The organism is Pseudoalteromonas sp. 2CM41L, from assembly GCF_023161905.1.
Lineage (GTDB): Bacteria > Pseudomonadota > Gammaproteobacteria > Enterobacterales > Alteromonadaceae > Pseudoalteromonas > Pseudoalteromonas atlantica.
The window spans coordinates 17,542-43,889 of record NZ_JALNTN010000024.1 but is presented as its reverse complement, the minus strand read 5'-3'; the positions used below and the strand labels follow the sequence as shown (position 1 = coordinate 43,889).

The window sequence follows — 26,348 nt, the reverse complement described above, 5'->3', positions numbered from 1 at the left end:
GCAACCGCTTGGGACTGCGGAATCACTCGCCTATGTGATGTATACCTCGGGATCCACTGGACGCCCTAAAGGGGTGAAGATCTCCCATCATTGTGTAACTAACCTAGTGATACAGGAAAAATTAGTCAACTGGAACAAGTGTGATGCGATTTTATCGCTGTCGACTTTTGCTTTTGATGCCAGTGTCTTTGATATATTTGCTTCATTAACACAAGGCAAAGCTTTACTGATTGTCTCTGATTTTGACAGATTAGATTTCAGCCAGTGGAATGTTACATGTCGCGACTTCCAATCTGTAATTTGCTTTGTCACAACAGCGTTGTTTAACCGAGTTTCGACGCTGGGACAAATATGGCCAGCCAATATTGTTCAGGTACTGTTTGGTGGAGAACAGGCAGATCTATACGCGATCAATCAATTTAAAAAGAGTAATCCGCAAAGCCGTTTAGTGCATGTTTATGGCCCTACGGAAACAACAGTTTTTGCTACATTTTGTGAGATAAAAGGCGATGTCTATGACGCGCCAATTGGTTTACCGTTGAGCAACGTGACAGGGAAAATTGTTGATAGTTTAAATGCACCATGTTGTCACGGAGCGATCGGTGAACTGCTGATTGGTGGTAAGCAGCTAGCAAAAGGCTATTTAAATCAGGCTCAGAATACGGCGGACAAATTTATTTTTGCAGAGTCTGATGGGCGTCGTTATTACCGCACAGGTGATTTAGTTAAACTCAACGCGCAAAACCTGATTGAATATGTTGGTCGAACCGACAGTCAAATTAAACTTCGTGGTTACAGAATTGAATTAGAAGAAGTTGAAGCGGCGATCAATAGCTTAGACTTTGTTAAAAGTACAGCGGTGGTTGTGAGCAAAAACGGTGGTGAAGCAAAACTGGAGGCGTATCTAGTTCTAAGTACAGCTGAGATAGAAGAAGACGTTGTTTTGCAATTAACTGATTCAATAAAGGAGCGCTTACCGGAATATATGCTCCCGGATTTGTTTTTTGTGGTGTCAGAGCTTCCGCTATCAGCCAATGGCAAAGTAGATAAAATAAGGCTTCGAACCTCACAAAAGCAGTTGTTAAAATCGGGCGTAGAGCACATTTTACCAAGCTCTAGAGCCCAACAGAAGCTTGCCTGTATTTGGGCTGAGATCCTTAAACTAGATGTTGCAAATATTGGTTTGAAGGATAGCTTTTTAAATTTGGGTGCTAACTCACTGCATTTTGTGACCTTGGCTGCGAAAATACGTGAACAGTTTGAGGTTGAAGTTGCAGTCAGCGACATTTTTTCAGCGCTGGAGTTAGAAAAGATGACAGGCTTGGCGTTGGGCAAAAAGAATACTGTACAACATGCACTGCCTCCTATTTTGTCGGGAGAAAGCGAACAAACTGCACCACTTTCATTCAGTCAGAAGCGGTTGTGGTTAGCTTCCCAGTTAAATGAATCCGCGACGCAATATAATATCGTAATGGCTCATAAGATCACAGGCACTTTTGATATTAACGCTGCGGAGCAGGCGTTTAATCAAATCATAGAGCGTCACCATGTATTGCGCTCCGTCTTGGTGCTCGAAAATGGTGAGCCCGTTCAGCGTGTAGTTAATGACTGGAAGTTTAATTTTGAACAAGTAGACTTGTCTGATGCGTATCTGTCAATGGGCGACGAAGCTATCAGCGCGTTTACTCAAGAGTTTGGCCATCGGGAATTTGTTTTCACCCGTGATCTAATGTTGAAAGCGGCCATCGCTAAACTAGGGCCAAGTGGTGACTTAGCATTAATTGTTAATGTTCACCACATTGCAACAGATGGTTGGTCAATGAACATTCTGATTGATGAGTTCAGTTCCTTTTATGAAGCAACAATCAACCAGAAAGCTGCTGATTTGGAACCACTTCCACTTCAGTACCACGACTATGCAAAGTGGCAACACTCAGAAGAGTTGATCGCTGTAATAAATGAACAAAAAGAATTCTGGTCCAGCAATCTAGAAGGGGCGCCCGAAATCCATCACTTGCCATTGGATTTTGAACGTCCATCCATGCCTGATTTTGAAGCTGGCCTACATACAAAATTGATTTCTGAGGAGCTGAGCCAAAAAGCGAATGAAATGATGGCGCAGTATGAAGTGACAGATTTTATGCTGTTTCACAGCGTCTTTACGTTGTTGCTGGCGAAGTTGAGTGATTGTGATGACATTATCATTGGTACTCCATTGGCAAACCGAGTGCAAAACGAGCTATCTGGATTAATAGGCTTTTTTGTTAACTCTTTACCACTAAGGGTAAAGGTTGAACAGCAACAAAGCTTTTTAACATTGCTCGACTCGGTGAAACAAACCAATGTTGCAGTGCAGTCGAACCAGTTACTTCCATTTGAGCAACTTGTTGAGTTGATAGCGCCCGAGCGCAATAGTGCATATTCACCAGTGTTTCAAATAGAAATGAATATGAATAATACTGAGTCGACTACAGAGTTCAATTTTGTGGAGCAAAATCTATCGCTATTAAGGTTGGAGAATACCAGTCGACAAAGCCACTTGGATTTAGTGCTATCGCTAGTGAAGCAGGGCCAACAATACGCGGTTAATTTCACATTCAGTAGTGCGCTTTTTAATCACAATACTATTGTCGACATGGCGGATTGTTTTGTCTATTTGCTCGAGCAGGTGATGTTACAACCTCAACAAACACTCGCGAAGGTGAGCTTATTGACTGAGCAGCAACAAGCCAGCTACTACGCAGAAAACCTGGCGCGCACTCTCGATATTGGTGAAATTAGAGGGGTAGAGCAGCTATTTGAACGTCAAGCTAAATCTCACTCAGAAAGAACAGCTATTACCATGCAATGCGATAAAATTAGCTACGGTGAGCTGAACACTAAATCTAACCAACTGGCTCACGGTTTGATAGATAAAGGTGTTAAGGCGGAAACCATAGTTGCAATATGCATGGAGCGTAGCATCAACTCAGCTGTTGCCATGCTAGGTGTACTCAAAGCTGGAGGTGCCTACGTTTATATTGAACCAAATACTCCGTCTGAGCGCATAGAGCAGATCCTTGAGCAGGCAGCTGCCACTATAGTATTGACTGAACAGGAGTTTATGTCTGTTCTTTCTTTTGACATGGAGCTCACCATGTTGCTGATGGACGACAATTGGTTTGAGGCTTTGTTTGGCTCTTTGCCATCGTTAACTCCGGACGTTGAAGTTTCGGCAAATAACCTAATGTATGTGGTGTTCACATCAGGCTCAACTGGCGAACCTAAAGGGGTAATGATTGAGCGAGGAAGCTATGTTGAGACGATAATGGAACACATTAATTTTCTAAAAATTAATCAATCTAGCAAAACCCTTCAATGCGCTTCCTTGTCATTTGATGCAGGACCATTCCACTTATTTTATGGTCTATGTGGTGGTGCAAATGTTCACATGGTGACAATTGATAGTCAATTTTCTAGTTACGTTGACGAACATCAATTGACTCATTTAGCGATGCCAGCTGCAGTATTTAACAGCATGGCAAAATCTCCATTAGAGAGTGTGAAGGTCATTACGTTTGGTGGTGAATCACCAACAAAAGAAGCGGTAGCTTATTGGAGTCAACATTGCAAACTTGTCAATTTATACGGGCCAAGCGAAGCATCTGTGATGGTTTCACGCAAGGTTCTAAGTGCTAATCAACCTATTACAATAGGTCGAGCAGTGTCTGGTGCTGCATTGTATGTGTTGGATCCATCCTTAAACCCAGTGCCGTCTGGAGTAAGGGGTGAGTTGTTTATTGCAGGCCGAGCTTTAGCTCGCGGTTATCTGAATAATGAGCCCCTGACTCAAGAAAAGTTCATAGACGTGACTTCCTTACCTATACCTGGGAACCGCTTATATCGCACCGGAGACAAAGCGTATGTCAATGCAGATAAGGACATAGTGTTTGTCGGCAGGGATGACAATCAGGTCAAAATCCGTGGTTATCGAATAGAGCTGAGTGAGATCACCAGTAAGTTGCTTGAGATTGATGAGGTCAAAGAAGCCATTACGTTGGTGGAAACAAGTGAATCGGGCGAGAAAAGAATCGTTGCCTATGTGTGCTGCGGTGCGGATGTCTTTGTTGAACCCACAGATGCGCAGGTCAATACGTTATTACGGAAGCAGTTAAAAGAAACGTTACCTGCGTACATGGTTCCGTCGGTAGTGAAGCGCTTGTCTGTTATGCCATTGAATAATTCAGGGAAAATCGACAAACAAGCTTTACCGGAAATTGATTTCAGTGACTTCAAGGTGAGTTATCAGGCAGCAGTAAGTGAGCAGGAACAGGTGTTAGTTGCAATCTGGGCGGAATTGTTGGAACAAAATAAAGATAGTATCAGCGTGTTAGCTAACTTTTTCGAAATTGGCGGACACTCGTTGTTAGCGATAAAAATGGTTTCACTAATAGCTGCACGGCTAAATGTAGAGCTGGATGTTGGTGAAGTATTACAGAGTAATGACCTTGCAATATTAGCGGAGCTAATTGCCAACAAACAACAAGAACAAAAATTAAAGGCCGCTCTACATCAAGAACAAAAAGGGAATGAATTCGAATATGAACTTTAATGAACTATTAGTTTTCTGCACCCAGCAGGGAATTAGCTTTAAGCTTATTGAAGATAAATTGAAGGTTTTTAGTGATACTAAAATTGAGCCTGAAGTTTTAGGAAATATAAAGGAATACAAAGAAAGCCTTATAAACTGGCTTAAGTCGGATGAAGAATTGAAGCTTGAGCCGATAAGCCGAGATCAAGAGTCTTATCCTCTTTCATTTGCCCAGCAGCGTTTGTGGTTCATTGACCGGCTGGAAGGACAAAGCCCCGAATACAACTTACCAATGGCGCTTAGTATCGAGGGACATTTTGATACACAGGCAGCAGAAAAAGCGTTGCAAAAGATTGTGCAACGTCATGAGATTCTGCGAACTACATACATGGATACGCCTGAAGGTAGTCGTCAGGTGATCAACCAAGGTACTGAGTTCAAACTAAACAATGTAAGTTTAGATACGTTTGGCTCTGAGTCTCAAGAAAAGCAACTTGAAGCCTTGGTTGTTGCAGAAAATACTAAACCATTTGATCTAACTAATGATCTCATGTTGCGTGCAACGTACGTCAATATTACGGAAAACAAAAGTGCCTTACTGTTAAATATGCACCACATAGCTGCTGACGGTGGGTGCTGGTCAATATTGGTGAGTGAATTCTCAGAGCTTTATCATCAATTAGCACAAGGCGTGGATGCGCAGTTACCAGAAAGTAACATTCAGTACCTGGACTATGCGCTATGGCAACGAAAAGAGTTAAGTGAAGATAAAATTAAAGGTATGAAAGCTTACTGGAGTGAAAAATTAGCTGACTTACCTTTAGTCCACCAATTACCGACTGACTTCGCCAGAAAATCTGTACGCAACGGAATTGGTGCAGAAGTGAGAGGAGCTATTAGCAAGCCCGTATCAAACAAGCTTAGAGACATTCAAAGAAATCACCGTGTTTCTGAGTTTATGCTCATGCATAGCTTATTTTCTCTGTTGCTAGGCCGTTATGCACAAACATCTGATGTAGTGATAGGGATGCCTGTAGCCAACAGAAACAATCCGTTGCTTGAGAACTGTGTCGGATTTTTTACTAACTCTTTGGTGTTAAGAACACAGCTAGAGCAAGAACATTCTTTTGTAGATTACTTAGAACAAGTAAAGCAAGTGAACGTGGAGGCACAACAACATCAAGCTATGCCATTTGAACTTGTTGTTGAAGCGCTTAACCCAAAACGAGATCCTGCCATTACACCATTATTTCAAGTCATGTTGTCAATGGATACAAATACGCGACAAGGCGATGATTTTGATGATTTAGCGATGCAGATGCTCACAAGTGAGGCGGCGTTTGCAAAATTTGATTTGACGCTGAGCGTTTCCAGTAGTGATGAAAGCTACGATTTAAGCTTCGAATATGATGCTGAGTTATTCAAACGCGAGACGGTTGAACGTTATCGTGATGCATTTATTATGCTGTGTGAGCAAGTGTGTGAAAACCCAGCAAGCACTGTAGGCAAGTTATTTTCCGAAAATGCTCAAGAAAGGAGTACCTGGCGACGGTTGTCAGATACCGTATGTAATGCGCCAGAAGTTATGTTACTTTCAGCGCTAGAGAACAACGCAAAATATGTAGCAGAAAAGCCAGCAGTTAGTGTAGCGGGCCAGAGCATTAGCTATGAAGAATTGGATAGAAAGTCAAACCAGATAGCAAATTACTTGATTAGCCAAGCTGGCTCAGAGTCACAAACTATCGGCTTATACATGGCTAGAACAGTGGATTTAGTTGTTGGGTTAGTCGGCATTCTTAAAGCTGGCCATTGCTTTTTACCCTTGGACCCAAGTTATCCTGAAAATCGCCTGAGCACCATGTTAGAACAAAGTCAGACCAAGTTTGCATTGTCTGACCAGAAGCCATTTACAAATGATGTCGAATTTTTAACGTATGCTGACGCAACCAAGATTGGTGATGATAAACGAGTAGACTTGATATTGGATAATACTCGTGCCGCTTATGTGATTTTTACGTCAGGTTCTACCGGATTGCCAAAAGGCGTTGAAGTCTCATATCAGGTCATCAATAACCATCTTCTTTCGGCCAACAGTCAGTTGGGGGTTAACGCACAAGACGTTGTGTTGCAAATGGCGTCAATTAGTTTCGATACCTTTGTAGAGCAAACGTTTAACGCTCTATATCAAGGGGCTACTCTTCACCTAAGTGAACAAGATATCTGGTCATTTGAAAGCTTTTTCAAGTATTTGAAGCATCAAGCCGTGACCATTTTAGACGTGTCCCCACAATATTTTTTACAGGCTTTATCTGAAGTGGATTGGCAAGGGCGTTGGGGGGAAACGAGCCTTCGAACTGTCATTGTCGGAGGTGAAGCTTTTCCAACTGAATTACTTGAGTTATGGCAGGAATCAGGGCTGACACAGCGAGCAAAATTGTTTAATGCCTATGGTCCTACTGAAGCTGTTGTAACAACGAGCCTGAGTTTGATTCAGCCTAGTGAAGATAAAAAGATTACCATAGGTAAGTGTTTGCCAGGAAGGTATCCTCGTGTTGTATCTGACAGGTTGGAGCTTGTCCCGTTCGGCTCTGTTGGTGAGCTGTGTATTGGCGGCTACTTGTCTAATGGTTATATCAATGACACTTTTTTAACTCAAGAAAGGTTTATCAGCGACCCTTTAGAAGGTTTTTCTGACAACACAATATATCGTACAGGAGACTTGGTTCGTTTAGCTGAAAACGGTGAGTTGACTTATGTTGGCCGTATTGATGAGCAGATTAAATTACGTGGCTTTCGGATAGAAATTGGTGAAATCGAGTCAGCCTTAGCAAGTGTCACAACTATTGCGGCAGCCATAGTTACATTAACTCGAAATGAAGCTGGTAAAATTTACATTCATGCTTATGTGCAGCCCAATGAAGATAATGCTCTTGATGACGTTTCTTATGTGCAAGACATCAAATCCCGTCTTAGTAAAACGTTGCCAGATTATATGTTACCAAACCAATACAGCTTGGTTCAGAGTTGGCCGCTTACACTTAACGGGAAAGTAGACAAGAAAAAGTTACAAGACATAGCTCCTGTTCAACTATTCAATGACAGTGTTGCGCGTTCCAGTGAAGAGCTATATTTGCAAGAAATATGGTCATCCTTATTGAAACTGGAAGTTTCTCAAGTTAGCACCAACGCAAACTTTTTTGAACTGGGTGGAGATTCCATTTTAGCGATTCAAGTAGTATCGAAGGCGGCTAAAGCCGGACTTTATTTTACGGTTAAAGATCTATTTGAGGCGCAAACCATCAGGGAGTTGACGCTGAAAGCTTCTTGTAACAACGCGAATCAGGTGCCGCAAGAAGCGGCGGCAGGTGATTGCCCAATGACTCCTATTCAGAGGGAGTTCTTTACCGATGAGAGTGAATTCAATCATTACAACCAGTCACTGTTGTTAACACCGCCAAACCAATTAAGCTTAGCGCAACTTAACGATATTTTGGTGCCTATTTTTACTCGCCACGACGGATTGAGGTTAGCGTTTAATAAATCAGGGAACGATTGGAAAGCATCATTCACACCATTAACCCAAGCTCTAATAAAAGCAAGTTGTGTTGAAATAAGTGTTGCAGGCTTTGCAAGTGAAGAATACATCTCGGCAGTTAACCAGTATCAACAAAGTTTAGATATTAACAGTGGCCATGTTTTTAAGGCTGTTTTGATTAATTGTTCGAAAACACAAACGCAAAGGTTATTACTTATTGCACATCACTTGGTTATTGATGGCGTTTCTTGGCGTGTGTTGGTAGATGATCTGGAGCAGGTATATAGCCAACTTTTAGACCAAGAGAAGTTACAACTCTCCGCCAAATCTTCTTCAATTCAGAAGTGGGGGGAGTACTTAGAAGCCTATAGCCAGAGTGATACCTTTTCACAAGAGCTTGAGTTTTGGCGACGTCAGGCTGAAGTTGATGTGCCAACCATAGCAAAAATAAAAGATAGCAGTGCAATACCGGGACGTTCTAAGGTGTCATTGTCTATGTCTAAAGCTGAGACAAGTGCTTTGTTGCAACAGAGCAACAACACCTACCGTACAAAAATTAACGAGCTACTCCTTTCGGGATTGCTGCTTGGTTTCAATCGCTTTGGTGGTCACCGCAGCATCAAAATAGACCTAGAAAGTCATGGCCGTAATGAAAACGCAGAGCAACTGGATTTAAGTCAAACCCTAGGCTGGTTCACCAGTATTTACCCACTTGTACTTGAATGTGAACAGCCTGAAGATCTATCGCAATTATTGCCAGCAGTGAAAGAACAATATCGACATATCCCTAACAATGGGCTAGGTTACGGTATAGCTAAATATATTGCGAAGGATAAGTTGGTAGCTGAGGGGGATAGTGCCTTATTAGCATTCAACTATTTGGGGCAGTTAGATCAAAGCTTTAGCCAAGACAGCAAGTTTAAGTTAGCTGAAGAGAGCATGGGCGATACAGTTAGTGCCAACCGCAAGATGGATCACACTTTATCGTTAGATGGGCTGGTATTAAATGGTAGTCTCAGCTTTTCACTAACATTTGACTGCAGCCTATATTGCAAAGAACAAATGAACGCTCTTCTAGAGCACTATATTCAGGCACTTAGTTCAATAGTTGAGCATTGTCGATCAATTAAGCATACTCGTTATACTCCATCAGACTTTCCTCTTGCGACATTGAGCCAGAGCCAGTTGGACAGCTGGGTGAAAGGTAAGAATGTAGAAGACATCTACCCCGCTACAGGTATGCAGCAAGGGTTGTTATTTCACTCGGCTCTGGAAAGTGGAGCATATGTCAATCAATCAGTTTTTGACTGCATAGAACTAGATGTTGATACTTTCAAACAAGCTTGGGAGCAAGTTCTAAAGCGACAAAGCATTTTCAGAACTTCGTTTGTTGGTATAGATGAAGGGAATGCTCATCAGCTCGTTAATTCAGATGCTAAAATGCCTTGGCATGAGGTTTCGCTGACACATATGGGTGAGTCAGAGCAGCTTAATGTTATCGAATCAATGCGTGTAGCAGATAAACAAACTGGCTTTGATATAGAGGTAGCGCCTTTAATGCGCATGCATTTAATTGATCTCGGTAATGGCCGCCACAGAGTTATCTGGTCTCATCATCATGCTTTGATAGATGGTTGGTCAACACCTGTTGTATTTAATGAAATCACCGAAGCTTATCGAGTGTTAAAGCAGGATGGAGTCTCTAAATTAGCTCCCGCGATAGAGTATCGTAGTTACATCGAGTGGTTATCTAAACAAGATCAAACAGAGGCAAAATCGTTCTGGCAAGCACAGTTGGCGAAGCAAGAAAGTCCGACAGAGTTTCCATTGGCTGATTGGTCAGATGCTGCAGATGAGGAGCTAATTCAGCGCGAGCTTATTTCATTTAGTGTAGCAGAAACAGCTAGTTTGGTGGAGCTTGCGAAATGTGCCCGAACAACAGTTAATGTCATTGTTCAAGCTGCTTGGGCACTACTTATATCTCGTTACACCAATAGAAGTGATGTCACAATTGGGGTAACAACGTCAGGAAGGCCACCTGAGCTAGCTGGGGTGGATGAAATTGTAGGTTTATTTATAAATACACTTCCTGCTTGTATCCATATTGATGCAACACTTTCTCTTGAACAATGGCTTCAATCATTGCAGCAATATCAAGTTGAGCGAGAGCAGTATAGTTATGTTCCGCTAAACGATATTAAACTATGGAGCGACCACTCGGATAACTTATTTGATACGTTATTAGTATTTGAAAATTTTCCTGTTGATGACTTTATTTCACAGAAGGTGGAGCAAGCTGGGCTAGATATCAGCCGTGTTGATGAGTTCGAAGAGACAAATTTTGCGGTTTGTTTGTTAGCCCATCTTACCGATGTTTTATCAATTAGAATGGAGTTTGACCCGTTAAAAATTTCGTCTAAATTCCGTCTCGCGATAACTCAACAGCTTAAGACAATTCTACTTAGTTTTGCAGAGGATGTACAAAGCCCGCTGAAACATGTTCGTATGATGTCACCAGAAGATACGTCGCTACTTGTATGTCAGCATGATACGGTTAAAAACAGTAACAACGAAGCAGTATTGATTCATGAGTTGTTTGAAAACCAAGCGCAAGAATCACCTGAAAAAGTGGCTTTGGAGTTTGCTGACTCAACCATGACGTACGGCGAGCTTAATACTAAAGCTAACCAGCTTGCCCACTACATACTCGCCTGTCAGAATGTGACACCTGATACGTTAATAGGTTTGTGTACAGAGCGGTCCATGGAGATGGTTGTTGGTATATTGGCCATCCTTAAAGCCGGTGCTGCATATGTACCAATTGACTCTAGCCTCCCTGAGGAACGTATTTCCTATATCTTGCAAGATACCGCACTAACTATGGTATTGACGCAATCATCGAGTCAAAAGTTTTTACCGAAATTTACAGGTAAGGCAGTGTTATTAGATGACTTGTTAACGTCAAAAGAGAACAAGTTGGTGGCGTACCCCACTACTAATCTTGTCGCCGAACGGGCGGCAAGTGAGATATCGAAGTTGGCGTACGTAATATACACATCAGGTTCAACTGGCAAGCCAAAAGGTGTATGTCAAACTCATCGTACAATCACCAACTTGTTACTGAATACGGTAGAGCTAAACTCTGGCAAAAAGACATTGCAGTTTACTCCATACACGTTTGATGTCTCAGTCCAGGAGATCTTTTCTGCGTTGAGCAGCGGCTCGACCCTAGCACTGATATCTCAAGCTGAAAAAGAGGACCTGTCTTTATTGGCATCTATGATTGTTGAAAAGGAAATTGAGCGATTGTTTGTGCCTCCTGTTGTACTGGATTATTTTGCGACAGAGTGGTTGGCAGAGGCGTCATTACCTAGGTGTTTGGAAGTGGTTTACTCTGCAGGAGAAAAGCTGGTTTTAACTCCAGGCATCAAGACACTATTGAATCAACTACCAATGTGCCAACTCGTCAATCATTATGGACCAACTGAGACGCATGTAGCGACTGAATTCATCATTGAAAGCTTAGAAAATGATGAGGTACCAATAGGACAGCCGATCGGCAATATGTTGGCTTTGGTTTTGGGTAAAAAGCAAGAGTTAGTGCCATTTGGTGGGGTCGGTGAGTTATACATCGGCGGTAAAGGCGTTGCTAAAGGTTACTTAAATGATGAGGAGCGAACTGGTCAACAGTTTATTGCTAACCCTTATTTTAACTGTTCGTCTGCGGCCGATTGCCGTTTATACAGAACGGGGGATTTAGTACGCTATTTGCAGGATGGAAATATCGAGTTTATCGGGCGTTCTGATGAGCAACTAAAAATCCGTGGATTTAGAATAGAGCCTGGAGAAATAGAATACCAATTAAACAAAATGGGTGAGGTCAACTCTTCACTTGTTATTGCTAAAGAGCTAGCGGGCAGTGCACAGCTAATTGCCTACGTTAAGCCTGAACAGTTCACTGCTATTGCGAGTGTGCAAGAATCATTTATCAATCAGCTTAGAGTTCAGATTAGGGCTGAACTACCTGAGTATATGGTTCCCAATACTTTCATTTTGCTTGAAGCTTGGCCTTTGACTGTTAACGGCAAAGTTGATAAACGGGTGCTTCCTCTGCCACAACTTAATTTAGGGCAAGACAGTTACATTCAGCCTAGCTCAGAAATTGAAGTCACGATTGCCAATGTTTGGGCTGAGTTACTCGATATGAACGCAGCAAAAATTAGTGCAGATGCCAACTTCTTTGAACTGGGAGGGCACTCTCTGTTGGTGATGAAGTTTATTGCCCAGATGAAAGAATTGGGATTAACTGTGACTGCTCGTCAGGTTATGGCCACTCCTCAACTTCACGCACTAGGTGAGCTTGTAAATGACGCAACGAATGAGCCATCACAGTCGTTCACTGCTGCGGCAAACTTGATCATGGAAGAAACATCGCTCATCACACCTGAGTTGTTGCCATTGTTATCTATGACGCAAGACGAGATTGATAATGTTGTTAACAAAGTTGAGGGTGGAACATCCAATATAGAAGATATCTATCCATTAGGTCCTTTACAGCAAGGTATGTTGTACCACCATTTATTGGATCAGGAGCAAGATCCTTACATATTGTCGTTGACTCTTAAGGTTGAAAGCCATGCAGCTTTGACGAAGTTCTTATCTGGACTGCAGTTTTTGATACAGAGGCATGACACATTACGAACTGTCTTCCATTGGGATAACTTGACTCAGCCAGTTCAAGTTGTTCAGCGACAATGTACACTTGAGCCGCGCTACATAGAGCTTCAATCCAATGAACAAGAAAATGCGGTAATAGAGCTTCAGCAACATAGAAGTCAGCGTATGGATTTGGCGGCTGCACCGTTAATGACTCTTATTGTTGGCCAAGGCAAAAAACTTTCTGGATATTACATACTGTTGGAGCATCACCACCTTGTAGTTGACCATGTTGGGTTAGAAATACTGCTTGAAGAAATGGTCGCATTTTTCAAATCCGAACAGGCATTGTTACCAGATGCAACGCCATATAGAAATGTTGTTGCATATGCCCAGCATCAAGCATCAAATAATGATGCAATAGAGTACTTTACTGAGCAGCTCAGCGATGTTGAAGAGGGGACTATTTTATATGATCTGAGTGACGTTAAACAAAGCGGCGTAAATGTTACTGAAAATAGCGAATTCCTGAATGAAGAGTTGTCACGTAACATTCGTGCTTTGGCTAAACTTAAAAAAATTAGTCCAGCAACCATCTTTCATACAGCTTGGGCACTTGTTGCAGGACAATGTTCAGGTAAAGACGATGTCGTATTTGGTACTGTTTTATCTGGCAGGCTACAAGATATTGAAGGGGCAGAGCGTAGCTTAGGGGTAACCATAAATACCTTACCTCTTCGCATATCATTAGGTCATTATTCGGCAGAAGCGTTAATCGAACAGGTGCATTCGAAGCTGCAAAGTTTACTGTTATTTGAGCAGGCATCCTTGACCGTTGCACAAGATTGCAGTGGGCTGCAACAAGGGGAGGTGTTATTTAACTCTTTGTTTAACTATAGACACTCAGCTCCAGTCGTATCTGACGCTTATGTGTTTGATGATTTTCTTCTATTTGATTCTGAAGATGGCACCAATTACCCGTTTTCGATTAGTGTAGACGACATGGGAGAGATCGGTGGCTTTAGATTAACCGCGCTTGTTTCATCTGCGCTCGATGCCAAAAAAATGTGGTCACATATTGATATTGCGTTAAGAGAACTATTACTTGCTGTCGATGAGCAAAGCGACAAGCAAGTCACTGAACTAAGCATTTTGCCAGGACACGAACAACTGAGTTTGTTGTCCAGTGCAAATAGCATGGAAGTGATTGTTCCTAAAGGAAAATGTATACACGAACTATTTGAAGTACAGGCCGCTAAAAACCCTGATTCAATAGCTGTTAGCTTCGCGGAACAGTCTATTACTTACGCTCAGCTAAATGCCAGAGCTAATCAACTTGCACATTATTTAATTGAGCAGCACAGGGTAGGAGCTGAAGTACTTGTCGGGGTGTGCATGTATCGTTCTATAGAGATGATTATCGGGCTGCTAGCAATTAACAAAGCTGGAGGTGCTTATGTGCCGATTGATCCACTGTATCCACAAGAGCGTTTGGCGTTCCTGTTAAAAGATGCATCACCAGCATTAGTTCTTACACATCAAAGCAGTCACAATTCACTAGAGTTTGACCATAAAGTACAAATTAAATTAGATGCTTCACTTAATATTTCTGTTGACGAAAATAATTTAGCGGTTTATTCGGAAGATGATCTAGAAAGTGATAACTCGGGGTTTAATGCTAAGAAATTGGCTTATGTTATTTATACCTCAGGTTCAACTGGCATGCCTAAAGGTGTTCTGATCGAACATGAAGGTCTGGTTAATACAATAGTGGATAATGCCGTCAGGTTTTCAGTATGCGCCAACAGCTGTTTTTATCAGGCGACTAGCTTTGGTTTTGATGCTGCGTCTTGGGTCATATGGATGAGTTTAACCAGTGGTGCCAAGATCAGGTTGTCTAGTACATTAGATATGCAATCAGAATTGGCTATATATCAGGATGTGACTCATCTGATGATGACTCCATCTATGTTGCAGTTAATCGTTCCAGCCTCAATAAGAGGCCTTCAAACAATTATTGTTGGTGGAGAGAAATGTGAATCTTCGCATATTGCAAGTTGGCTGGAAACTGGGGTGGAAGTATTCAATGCCTATGGACCGACTGAAGTTTCGATTTGTTGTTCGGTAGAGCAAGTTAAAAACACAGATGAAGTTGGTATAGGTGGTGGGATCTCGAATAGCCAGCTATTGGTGTTGGATCTACACCGTCGTCTTGTGCCAAATGGTGTTGTAGGCGAGCTATATGTCGGTGGCATGGGGTTGGCCAGAGGATACCTTAATCAGCCTGAGTTGACTGACGAACGTTTTATTGACAATCCATTTAAAGGTACAGCTGCAGCATGCAATGACAAAAAGCTCTATAAAACTGGAGATTTAGTCAAACGGTTGGCTAACGGAAGCTTAGTATTTATCGGGCGTGAGGATGAGCAGGTAAAAATTCGCGGTTTCCGTGTGGAACTGGGTGAAATCGAAAACTATCTGAATTTGCAAAATGAAGTGCACTCTTCAGTAGTCGTGACTCAACAAATGAATGGTACCAATAGAGTTATAGCATACATTAGACCTGAATCTACAGAGCTTGATGACACTGTGTATCAATCGCTTGTTCAGACACTGCAGGGCCGGCTGGAAAACTCATTGCCAGACTATATGATACCAGCGTGTTTCGTTAGAGTTGTGCAATGGCCACTTTCTCCTAATGGAAAGGTGGAGAAGCATGCTCTTCCAGAACCCGATGTATCACCTTACTTAGTATCAAAAACTAAGCCTGCTACAGATGTAGAGATAAAACTAAAGGAAATATGGGCGAATTTACTTGATGTAGAACCAGAACAAATTTACCGAGAGTCCAGCTTTTTCTCAGCTGGAGGAAACTCATTATTGGTCGTGCGACTAGCGACATTGGTGTCAGAGTGTTTTGATTTAACACAGGCTACGCTGAATATTAACGACATATTCCAGTTCCCGTTTTTAGCGGAAATGGCTGAACAAATTAACATGGCACAAGAAAGCGAAAAGAGACAAAAACTCATCGAAACTATGGCGCTAGATAAAGAAGTAGAAGAGGGAGAGTTTTAGTGATTGCGGAGTCAATACTCAAAGTTTCCAACGAGCAAGGTGTTTTGCTTTACGTCGAATCAGGGAAGTTAAAGTTTAAAGCTAAGGCTGGCGCTTTAACCACCGATTTAAAAGAAAGAATTAAAGAAAATAAAGATGCGATTATTGCGCATCTCGAGAAGAGGAGTGATCTCGATTCCGCTGGCAGCACCATGTCCAAAATCAAAAAAACGGGGATGAAACAAGGCGAGCTATCGTTTGCTCAAAAGCGTTTATGGTTTTTGGACAAGCTACAGGGGAGCTCACCTGAATACAATTTACCGATGGCGTTTAATGTTGTTGGACGGTTTAACTTAAGTAAAGCCGAACAAGTGTTAAATCAAATTATTGAACGTCACGAGATTTTACGCACAGTATATTTGGAGCATTCCGGCAAGTCGATTCAGGTAGTTAAAGATAATGCATCGTTTAAGATCACTTTACTGGACTCATCTCAGAAGGCCTTACAAGATCAAGAGGAGTTTGTTCGTCAACGACTCAAAGCAGACGCTGTTAAGCCTTTTGATTTAGCAAAGGACTTGATGTTAAGGGTGACCTATATCCAACAAAGCAAGGATTTAGGTGTTTTGCTATTTAATATGCATCACATCGCCTCTGATGGATGGTCGATGCAAAACCTAGCAAAGGAGTTTGTCACAGCATACTATAGTCGAAGTGATGTCGCGTCACTATTTCCTCCGTTAAAGGCTCAATATTTGGACTATGCGCAGTGGCAACAGGAATGGATTGAATCAGGCTTGGTTGATAAACAAATGGGTTATTGGCAAGCACAACTGAATGATACTCCCGTAGTACATAACCTTCCACTCAGCAAGCCAAGGTCTGGATCCTCTCAAAATATCGAAATTTGTATAGATAAGCAGTTACCAGCAGAAACGGCTAATAAGTTGCAACGTTACGCGATGAAGAAAGGACTTACACCGTTCATGCTACTCCATGCAGCATTTGCTTGGGTACTCTCGAGACATAGCGGTGTTAAAGACATTGTGATGGGAACGCCTGTAGCTAATCGGTTGAGTAGTGAACTGAATGAACTAATTGGCTTCTTTGTCAATACGTTGGTTTTGAGAGTTAATACTGACTTTGAATGCTTGGATGAATACCTGGAACATGTTCGACAAACCAATATTGATGCACAATCAAATCAACATGTGTCATTTGAGCAAATAGTTGAGAAGCTTAAAGTAGAACGCACACCATTACATGCCCCAGTATTTCAAATTATGGTAGCTATGACGACGGACTATGGTCAGGCAAACTATGATGTCGTCAGCGGCCATTCTGACAGTGTTGTATTTGAGCAAATTGAAGAAAGTGTATCATATGCAAAGTATGACCTTGATCTGGATTTTACCCTTGCAGATAAAGGCATAACTATTCGTTTGGCCTATGATAGCGGACTATTCGAGCACAGCTACATTGACAGACTTTGCTCACACTTGGCTAATACATTGACTCATATAGTGGAAGGTGAAGTCAATCAGTTGCAATCTATAAATATATTCTCAGAGCAAGAAATGGAACGGCTCCTTAGCGTAGGAGATATTAGGGAGAATAGAGAAAATAACTTATTGCTCCATGAGCTAATTGAAAAGGCGGCAAGACAATATCCAGAGCGGCTTGCGGTCGTATATGAAGATACGCATCTGAACTATCGAGAGCTGGATGTTCATGCAACTAAATTAGCATGTAGCCTACGCGATGCGGGTTTAAACAAGGGAGATTATGTTGCCACATATTTGACTAGAAGTCTTAATATGCCGGTTAGCTTTTTGGCAATATTAAAAGCGGGTGGTGTATACGTACCAATTAACCCTACGTTACCGGATGAGCGAATTACCTCCATATTGGATGAAGCCGATATTAACTTTGTCTTGGCACAGAGTAGCTTATCTAAAGCTTCATTTTTAAAAAGCAGAAGTGTGATTGAGCTAGAATCAGGTTCAATCATAAAGGCTCCTGAACCTAGCCAAATCTATACCCTAAATCGCACTGTTGAATCTTGTGATCTCGCCTATTGCATATTTACATCTGGCACTACAGGTAAACCCAAAGGCGTAATGATTGAGCACAACTCAATCGTCTCTCTTTATCAAGGCTGGCGTGAAGTTTTCGACTTGGAAGTCGGTGTTCGATCTCACATACAGTTGGCGGAAGTTGGTTTTGATGTGTCGATAGGTGACATGGTTAGATCGCTTTGCTCTGGCGGAAAGCTTGTTATTTGTCCCAAGGATATCCAGCTAGAAGCTCCCAAGTTATTCGAGCTTATGACTAGAGAGCAGGTCGATATTGGTGAGTTTGTTCCTGCGTCATTAAGGTTACTTTGCGATTATCTGGAACAAAATAAGCGACGGTTTCCAAATCTTAACTTTTTAATTGTTGGCTCGGATGCGTGGAATGTCCAGGATCATCAAAAAGTTCAGGCTGTCTTGCAAGAACGTACAACTTTAGTGAACTCTTATGGTTTAACTGAGTGTGCGGTCGACAGTACATATTATATCGATGAACCTAACCAGCTAGCTGATTACCAGCCTAATACCGCACTAATAGGCAAGCCGTATCCGAATGTTCAGCTCTACATTTTAGATGAACAAAAACGGCTTCAGCCAGAAGGCGTGGTCGGAGAATTATATGTCGGAGGCGATTCTGTCGCCCGTGGCTATTTTAATAATTCAAAATTAACTCACGAAAAGTTTGTTGAAAACCCTCATGTGGTAGGCGAGCGGCTATTCAAAACTGGCGACCTGGTTAGAATGAATGTTTGCGGTAATCTAGAATATTTAGGAAGAAATGACGACTGTTGCAAAATTAGAGGGTTCAGGGTTGAATTAGGTGAAATTCAGCAGAGAATAGAGACTCATGCAGTGGTAGACTCCTGCTTAGTTGTCGCTGAACAAAGCGAAAATAGAGGTCCTACGCTTTTCGCTTATATTGTATTAATCAAAGAGCACGCTACTGAACAAGTTTTATTGCACAAGGAAATTACTACAGACTTAAAATCAGTTTTGCCTTTGTACATGCTCCCTCAGGCGATAGTTACTGTTGATAAATGGCCACTGACACATAACGGCAAGATAGATAAAAAAGCCCTGCCAAAACCAGATTTCAATTTAATAGCCGAGTCCTATGTTGCACCAGAGACTGAGGTTGAACATACTTTGGTCGGAATTTGGTCAGAACTATTGAACATTGACGTGGATAAGGTCAGTACTACATCGAATTTCTTTGACTTAGGTGGACATTCATTACTAAGCATTCGCTTAGTCTCAAGCATTCGTAAATGCTTTGCAGTGGAATTGCCTATTCAGGCAGTATTTGATGCGACAACTTTAGCTGATTTATCATTAACTGTTACCCAGCATCAAGGGGGAATAGCGCTAGCGCCACTGGATATTATCCCAAGAGATAAAGAATGTTATGCGGTGTCTTTTTCCCAGCAGCGCTTATGGTTTATTGACCAATTGCAAGGTGGGACGCCAGAATACAATATGCCAATGGCCTTTGAAGTACAGGGGCAGTTAAACCTTTCATGGTTAACAGAGGTTTTCACTCACATCATCGCACGTCACGAAGTACTCAGAACGGTTTATGTAGAATCGCAAGGAGAGGCAACGCAGCATATTCGCCAAATGTCTGATATAGAGTTTGCTGTTAATGAGATTGAACTAGCCCATCTCACAGAGGAAGCACAATTAAGTGAAATCAAAACACATGTAGAGGCGGACATTGTTACCCCATTTGATTTAGCTTTTGACGTGATGGTGCGCGTGAGTTATTTACACACTGCGAAGGATGCGGGGGTGTTGATCTTTAACATGCATCACATCGCCTCAGACGGCTGGTCGATGGAGGTCCTTGCTAAAGAGTTCTTTACTTTGTATGAAGCATTTAGTCAAGATCAACCTAGTCCATTACCTGAGCTTGATATCCAATACGCGGATTACGCTCATTGGCAACGCACCCATTTAGAAGGACAGGTGTTAGATAAGCAGCTGGATTATTGGACTAAGCAGCTCGATGAGGTGTCGCCAGTCCACAGTTTACCATTGAGCCATACACGACCTGAGAGCAAATCGCATCTGGGTGCGGTTGTTAGGGGGAGCTTATCGGCTGATGTGAGTAAAAAGCTGCTGACTCTTGCAAAACATCACTATTTAACGCCCTTTATGTTATTGCATGGCGCGGTGTCTTTACTGTTATCGAGGCACAGTAATTCGAGTGACATAGTTATAGGCACACCGGTGGCGAATCGACTGCAAGCAGAGCTTGAGCCATTAATTGGCTTTTTTGTAAATACTCTTGTGCTGCGTGCAGACACTGAATATGAGAGTCTATCAGCGTATTTTGCCCATATTAGGGAAGTAAACTTAGGTGCGCAATCGAATCAAGATGTCCCATTTGAGCAATTGGTCGAGCGGTTAAATACCCCAAGAAGCGTTGCCCATACGCCTTTATTCCAAATCATGTTGACGACCAACACAGATTACGGGGTGAACTATGATAGTAACTTAGATACGATGACATTATCTGATGTCACGCTTTCTCCTTATCAGTCAGACACGATACAAGCGAAGTTTGATTTAGACATAGACATGAGTATCAGTGATGAGGGGGTAGGTGTTAATTGGACGTATGATGTCAGCGTGTTTGATGAAGCAAATATCCAGAGACTGAATGAGCATTTATGTCGCCTGCTAACGGAGCTCAGCGAAGTAACACAAGAGGATGTAAAGCTCCATAGCTTGGCGGTGTTATCAGCGCAAGAGGAACACCACCTAATTACAGAGTTAAATAACGCCAAGGTGGATTATCCAAAGGAAAAGTGTGTCCATGAGTTGTTTGAGCAACAAGCGCGGGAGAATCCGGATAATGTCGCGGTTGTGTTTGAAGATAGCCAACTAACCTACAAACAATTAAATGAGAAGGCCAACCAATTAGCTCATTACTTGGTAGAGCAACAAAATGTTATGCCTGAGACCTTAGTGGGGTTATGTGTTGAGCGCTCACTGGAGATGGTAATAGGTATATTGGGGATCCTCAAAGCGGGAGGTGCGTATTTGCCAATAGACCCGAATTACCCACAGGCGAGATTGGAGTATATGGTAGAAGATGCGCAGCTTGGAGTAATTGTCAGCCATGCACAGACGAGGGATACACTCAATAATTACACCGGCAAAATCATCGACCTAGATAACAAGGCGGTATACACAGATTGTGACATAAGCAACTTAGATAAGGCTGCATTAGGTCTGAGCTCCTCACACTTAGCGTATGTGATTTATACGTCAGGGTCGACGGGTAACCCGAAGGGGGTGATGGTCGAGCATACAAGTCTTTATGCATTGATGACTGAGATGAGTACATGGTTCAGTGATGCCCAATGCGTAGGTTGGTGTGCAAATTACGTATTTGATGCCTCACTGCAAGGTCTACTTTATTTATTTTTAGGTCGTAAGGTTGACTTGATACCAGATCAAATAAAAAAACAGCCGACTCAATTGCAGGCATATATTGAGTCACACCATATTGAATTACTTGATTGTACTCCAAGCTTACTTCAATTTTGGATAGATGGATGTGCAGACTTTACCCCGCCACATTTACTTATCGGAGGGGAGGCAATATCAAAAGAGCTGTGGCAAACCCTTTGTGAGTATGAAGATAAAGGTGTGCTAGCTAGAAATGTCTATGGCCCGACAGAGTGCACGGTGAATGCAACGTATGCTGATGTTGTTAAAGGGCCGGTAAGTATAGGCCAAACACTCCCTTATGCTGAAGCCCATATCTTAAACGCACAAAATAGTCAAATTTTAACGCCTAAGGGTTCTATTGGTGAGCTTTACATAGGTGGGGCTGGTCTGGCTCGAGGCTACTTAAATCGACCAGAGCTGACAGCGGAGCGCTTTATTGAGAATCCGTATTACGATAAAGAAGATCCGAACAGCTCCATGCGTTTGTATCGCACTGGAGATTTGGTGCGGTACTTACAGGATGGGAATTTAGAGTTCATCGGTCGTGCAGATAACCAAGTTAAAATTCGTGGTTTTCGCATTGAACTAGGAGAAGTTGAGTCGCAACTGTCAGGGCAGTCAAGTGTTGATTCCGCCTTGGTAATGACGAAGCAGGTGGCAGGAAGTGAGCAACTTGTTGGCTATATCAAGCCGAGTGTTGAGCTGGAACAAGACGCGTTTGGGGCGCTTATCTCAGAACTGAAGTCGAGCGTAACGAGCCACCTACCGGATTACATGATGCCTAGTATGCTGATGGTGGTGACAGAGTGGCCATTGTCGCCTAATGGCAAGGTTGACATAAAGGCTTTACCAGATCCAGATGTTAGCAGTCTGCAAGGTGAGTATGATGAGCCAGAGACGGAGACTGAGCATGTATTGGTGGCCATTTGGTCAGAGTTATTGAAGATTGAGGCGGATAAGATCAGTACGACAGCAAACTTCTTTGATTTAGGTGGTCATTCGTTAATGGCGGTGAAGTTAGTCAGTGAGATCCGAGATCAGTTAGGCGTAGAAATGTTAGTCAGGGCGATCTTCGAGCAGTCAACGATCAAGGAATTGGCACAGTCGGTCACAATGCAGCCTGAGCAGGCGAAGCGACCGAAGCTATGTGCGATTCCCAGAGATCAGGCTAGTTACCCATTATCGTATGCCCAGCAGCGCTTATGGGTGATAGACCGAATGCAAGGTGGAAGTAGCGCATACAATATGCCGATGGCATTGCGGATAGAAGGGCACTTTGATGAGGCCATTGCAGCGCAGGCGCTGGAGCATATTATTGCCCGTCATGAAGTGCTGCGCACGGTTTTTCAGGAGCATCAGGGAGAAGTCAGTCAGGTGATTCGTGCTGATGTTGAGTTTGTGCTGGCGAAGCAGGATGTCAGTGGATTAACAGACACTCAACAGGCGGCGGCCATTGAGCAATATGTGGCTGAAGAGAGCCGTCGGCCATTCGATTTAACCCAAGATGTCATGCTACGAGCCGGGTTCATCAGACAACATCAAAATGCAGGGGTGCTGTTTATTAACATGCATCATATAGCATCTGATGGCTGGTCCATGTCAGTGCTGACTCAAGAGTTTATGGCAGCATATGGCAGCTTGGCTCATGGAGACCGCGTAAGTTTAGCGCCATTGCTATTACAGTATGTGGATTACGCTGTTTGGCAACGTATGTGGCTAGAAGAAGGGGTGCTAGCGCAGCAATTGTCTTATTGGCAGACGCAACTGGCAGACGCGCCAGCTTTGCATGGCTTACCGTTAGATTATGAACGCCCAATGCGAAAACAACATCAAGGGGATGTGGTAAGTCATCAATTATCGAGTAATGTGGCAAAGCTACTGACCCAGTTTGCAAAGCAACACGGTATGACACCATTTATGTTGATGCATGGTGTATTAAGCCTGGTTTTGGCAAGACACAGTTGCAGTCATGACATCGTGGTTGGCACACCTGTAGCGAATCGCAGAGAATCCGCGCTATCGCCATTAATAGGTTTTTTTGTGAATACCCTGGTTCTGCGTACGCACACTTGCGCGGATACTGTATCGGAGTATTTTGCTCATGTTAAAGAAGTGAACTTAGCAGCACAGGATAATCAGGATGTCCCGTTTGAAACTGTAGTGGAGAAACTAAAAGTTGCGAGGGATGAAGCTGCGAATCCACTATTTCAAATTTTATTGTCGATGAATATCAATGAAAAATATGTCGCCGAACATCAAGGCTGGCGAATCTTTCCATTGGAAGAAAACAATAACGTTGCCAAATTTGATCTGGATATATCCGTTGAGTTAGGTGATCAAGGTATATCGATAGCATGGACATACGATACGGCGCTATTTAAGGCTGCAACTATAAGCCGATTAAGCCAGCATTTAGAAAACGCCTTATGCTCTTTGGTGCAAGAACAACCACATCTGTTAGCGGATATCAGAATGCTGTCAGCAGATGAGTTAACGTTTCTGACTGAGCAAGTTGCGGGAGATAGAAAAACAGAGAGTCACTACAGATTAGTGCATGAAGTGTTTGAAGCAGAGGTAGCGAAGGCAACTGAACAACCAGCGATTACCTGTGACGGACGAACCTTGACGTATGCAGAGCTGAATGCGTTGGCAAATCAAGTCGCCCACTTGTTGGAACAGCGTTTATCTGCATTCAGCAAGGTAGTGGGTATTTGTATGGAACGCAGTGTAGAGACAATAGCAGCGATGTTGGGAGTCATGAAGTCAGGGCGAGCGTACGTGCCAATCGATCCAACTACCCCAAGTGAGCGCGTCAAGTATGTGATGGAGGAGACAAAGGTAGATATCGTGTTGAGTCAACGTCACTTAGCGGCAAGGTTAGCAAACTTGGGAAATGTTCAGTTGTTGTGCCTAGATGAGCCGATGTTACTGGCTGGACAGGAGGCATCTAACCTAAGGCATGTGAAGGTCACGCCATCATCATTGGCTTATGTAATGTATACCTCAGGCTCAACCGGAAAGCCAAAAGGCGTGATGATACAACACGAGTCGATAGTGAATATGGCCACTCAGCCAGACTTTGTCGATTTTACGGCAACAGAAGCAGTATTATCCATGGCAACTCTTGTGTTTGACGGCAGTTTAATCGATTTGTATTACGCCTTATTTAACGGCAAGCACTTAGTGATGTTGACGGAAGCGGAACGGCTAAATGAGGGTAGTTGGTTAAAGTTAAGTGAGCAGCACAATACCTCATTCTCGTTTATCCCAACGGCACTATTCCACCAACTAGTCAGCCAAGGCTCTACAGTGTTTGAAAACTTAACGCAGGTAGCGATTGGTGGCGAAGAGGTTAAGCAAAATATATTAGATGTATATTTTGAAAGATACCCTGAGAATATTGTAATAAATGGTTATGGACCAACAGAAGTAACGGTGTTTGCAACGTTTGAGCAATTGACAAAGGACAATAGTCAGGCGTCATTAGGCAAACCAATAGTGAACAGTCAGTGTTATGTATTAGACCATGCATTGAATTTAGTGCCATTGAGTACTATTGGGGAAATGTGTATAGGAGGTGTTGGACTGGCCCGTGGATACTGGAATAGCGAGAGCTTGACAGCTCAGGCGTTTGTTGCGAATCCATATGGAGAAGGGTGCTTGTATCGAACAGGGGACTTGGTGCGATTTAATGCAGCTGGAAAACTGGAGTACAAGGGGCGTAAGGATGAACAAGTCAAGATACGGGGCCACCGAATAGAACTGAGCGAAATAGAATATCAGCTGACGCAAGTTGCTGAGGTAGAGCAAGCAACAGTAGTGGTAGTAAATGAAGTTGGGGCGGAGCCCTATTTGGTGGGGTATCTAACAGGCCTTGGAGACGGCCAAACGCTGTCAGGAGCGGCGAGTGAACATATAGCATCAGTGTTACCAGACTACATGTGTCCTTTGGGGTATATGGTCTTGGAACAACTACCGCTGACACATAATGGCAAGGTCGATAAAAAAGCCCTGCCAATGTATTCACTTTATTCTACAGATGTCAGTGAAATGAATGAACTTTGCTCGCCTCTTCAGAAAAGACTAGCAAGTATTTGGAGAGAAATTCTGACTGTGTCAGAAGATAGGATACATGCTAACTCTGATTTCTTTGCCTTGGGCGGTAATTCATTGTCCATATTAAAGCTAATTTATCAAATAGATAAGCATATTGGGGTTGAGCTAGATGTTGCCGATGTCATGCAGAACCGGACCATCAGTAAAATGGAGTTACATATCAAGAGTGGTTCAAACCAACCGTGGCAACCCCTCATAGAGATGCTAACCAAAAGCAAACGAGTTGAGAAGCTTGCGGTAATAATCCCTGGAGCAGGGATGACTCCAGCGGCTTATTCCGTTCTTGCTGAACAGTATTCATGGTGCGACATGGTGCTTGGAGTTCAACCCAGAGGGCTGAGGCAGGGCCAAACTCCATTTGACGATATCAACGAGTTACTTCGAGTGTTAGAAGTGACGCTTCAAACTTATTTAGTTTATGACTTACAAGAAGTTTTTGTTGTTGGCCACTCAATGGGTGGAGTAGTTGGATTTGAACTTGCATGTAGGTTGGAACAGTCCGGAATAAAGGTCAGTTTAGAGTTGTATGAAACCCTTTTGGATCCCACAGGCTCAATCGGAGTGAACTTTGATGAAATTCAGACTAAGCCAACAATCAGTAATGACATTTTTGACAGAGTAGAAAGCGTTTATAATGGACAGTTGAAAATGCTATCCCATTACAAGCCAAGTGGTTGCTTTGGTGGTTCATGCAGAATGTTTTATGGAAGCCATAGCGACATTTGGCAAAAGCACTTAATAGATATCAATAATACATGTCAGAAATATTTTAATAAAAAAATACAAATGCTTGAACTAATAGGAGATCACTATTCAATATTAGATGCTGTGATAGAGCCTGCTGCTTTGAGCGACACCAGTAGTGGTGTACGAAAATAAAATA

General features: G+C 42.7%; 3 protein-coding genes. All 3 read left to right on the top strand.

Annotation, left to right across the window (positions count from 1 at the left end; translation table 11 throughout):
- Positions 1–4,591: non-ribosomal peptide synthetase (locus MTF64_RS19095; RefSeq protein WP_282447051.1), on the top strand; the 4,591-nt coding region annotated here is incomplete at its 5' end.
- Complete coding sequence (locus MTF64_RS19090) at positions 4,581–15,839, top strand: non-ribosomal peptide synthetase (RefSeq protein ID WP_248452361.1); 11,259 nt, start codon at positions 4,581–4,583, stop codon at positions 15,837–15,839. The genes MTF64_RS19095 and MTF64_RS19090, both read left to right, overlap by 11 nt.
- A complete protein-coding gene (locus tag MTF64_RS19085; RefSeq protein ID WP_248452359.1) occupies positions 15,839–26,344 on the top strand; it encodes a non-ribosomal peptide synthetase in 10,506 nt (3,501 codons plus the stop codon). The genes MTF64_RS19090 and MTF64_RS19085 overlap by 1 nt, the downstream gene beginning before the upstream one ends.
- Positions 26,345–26,348 lie beyond the last annotated feature (4 nt).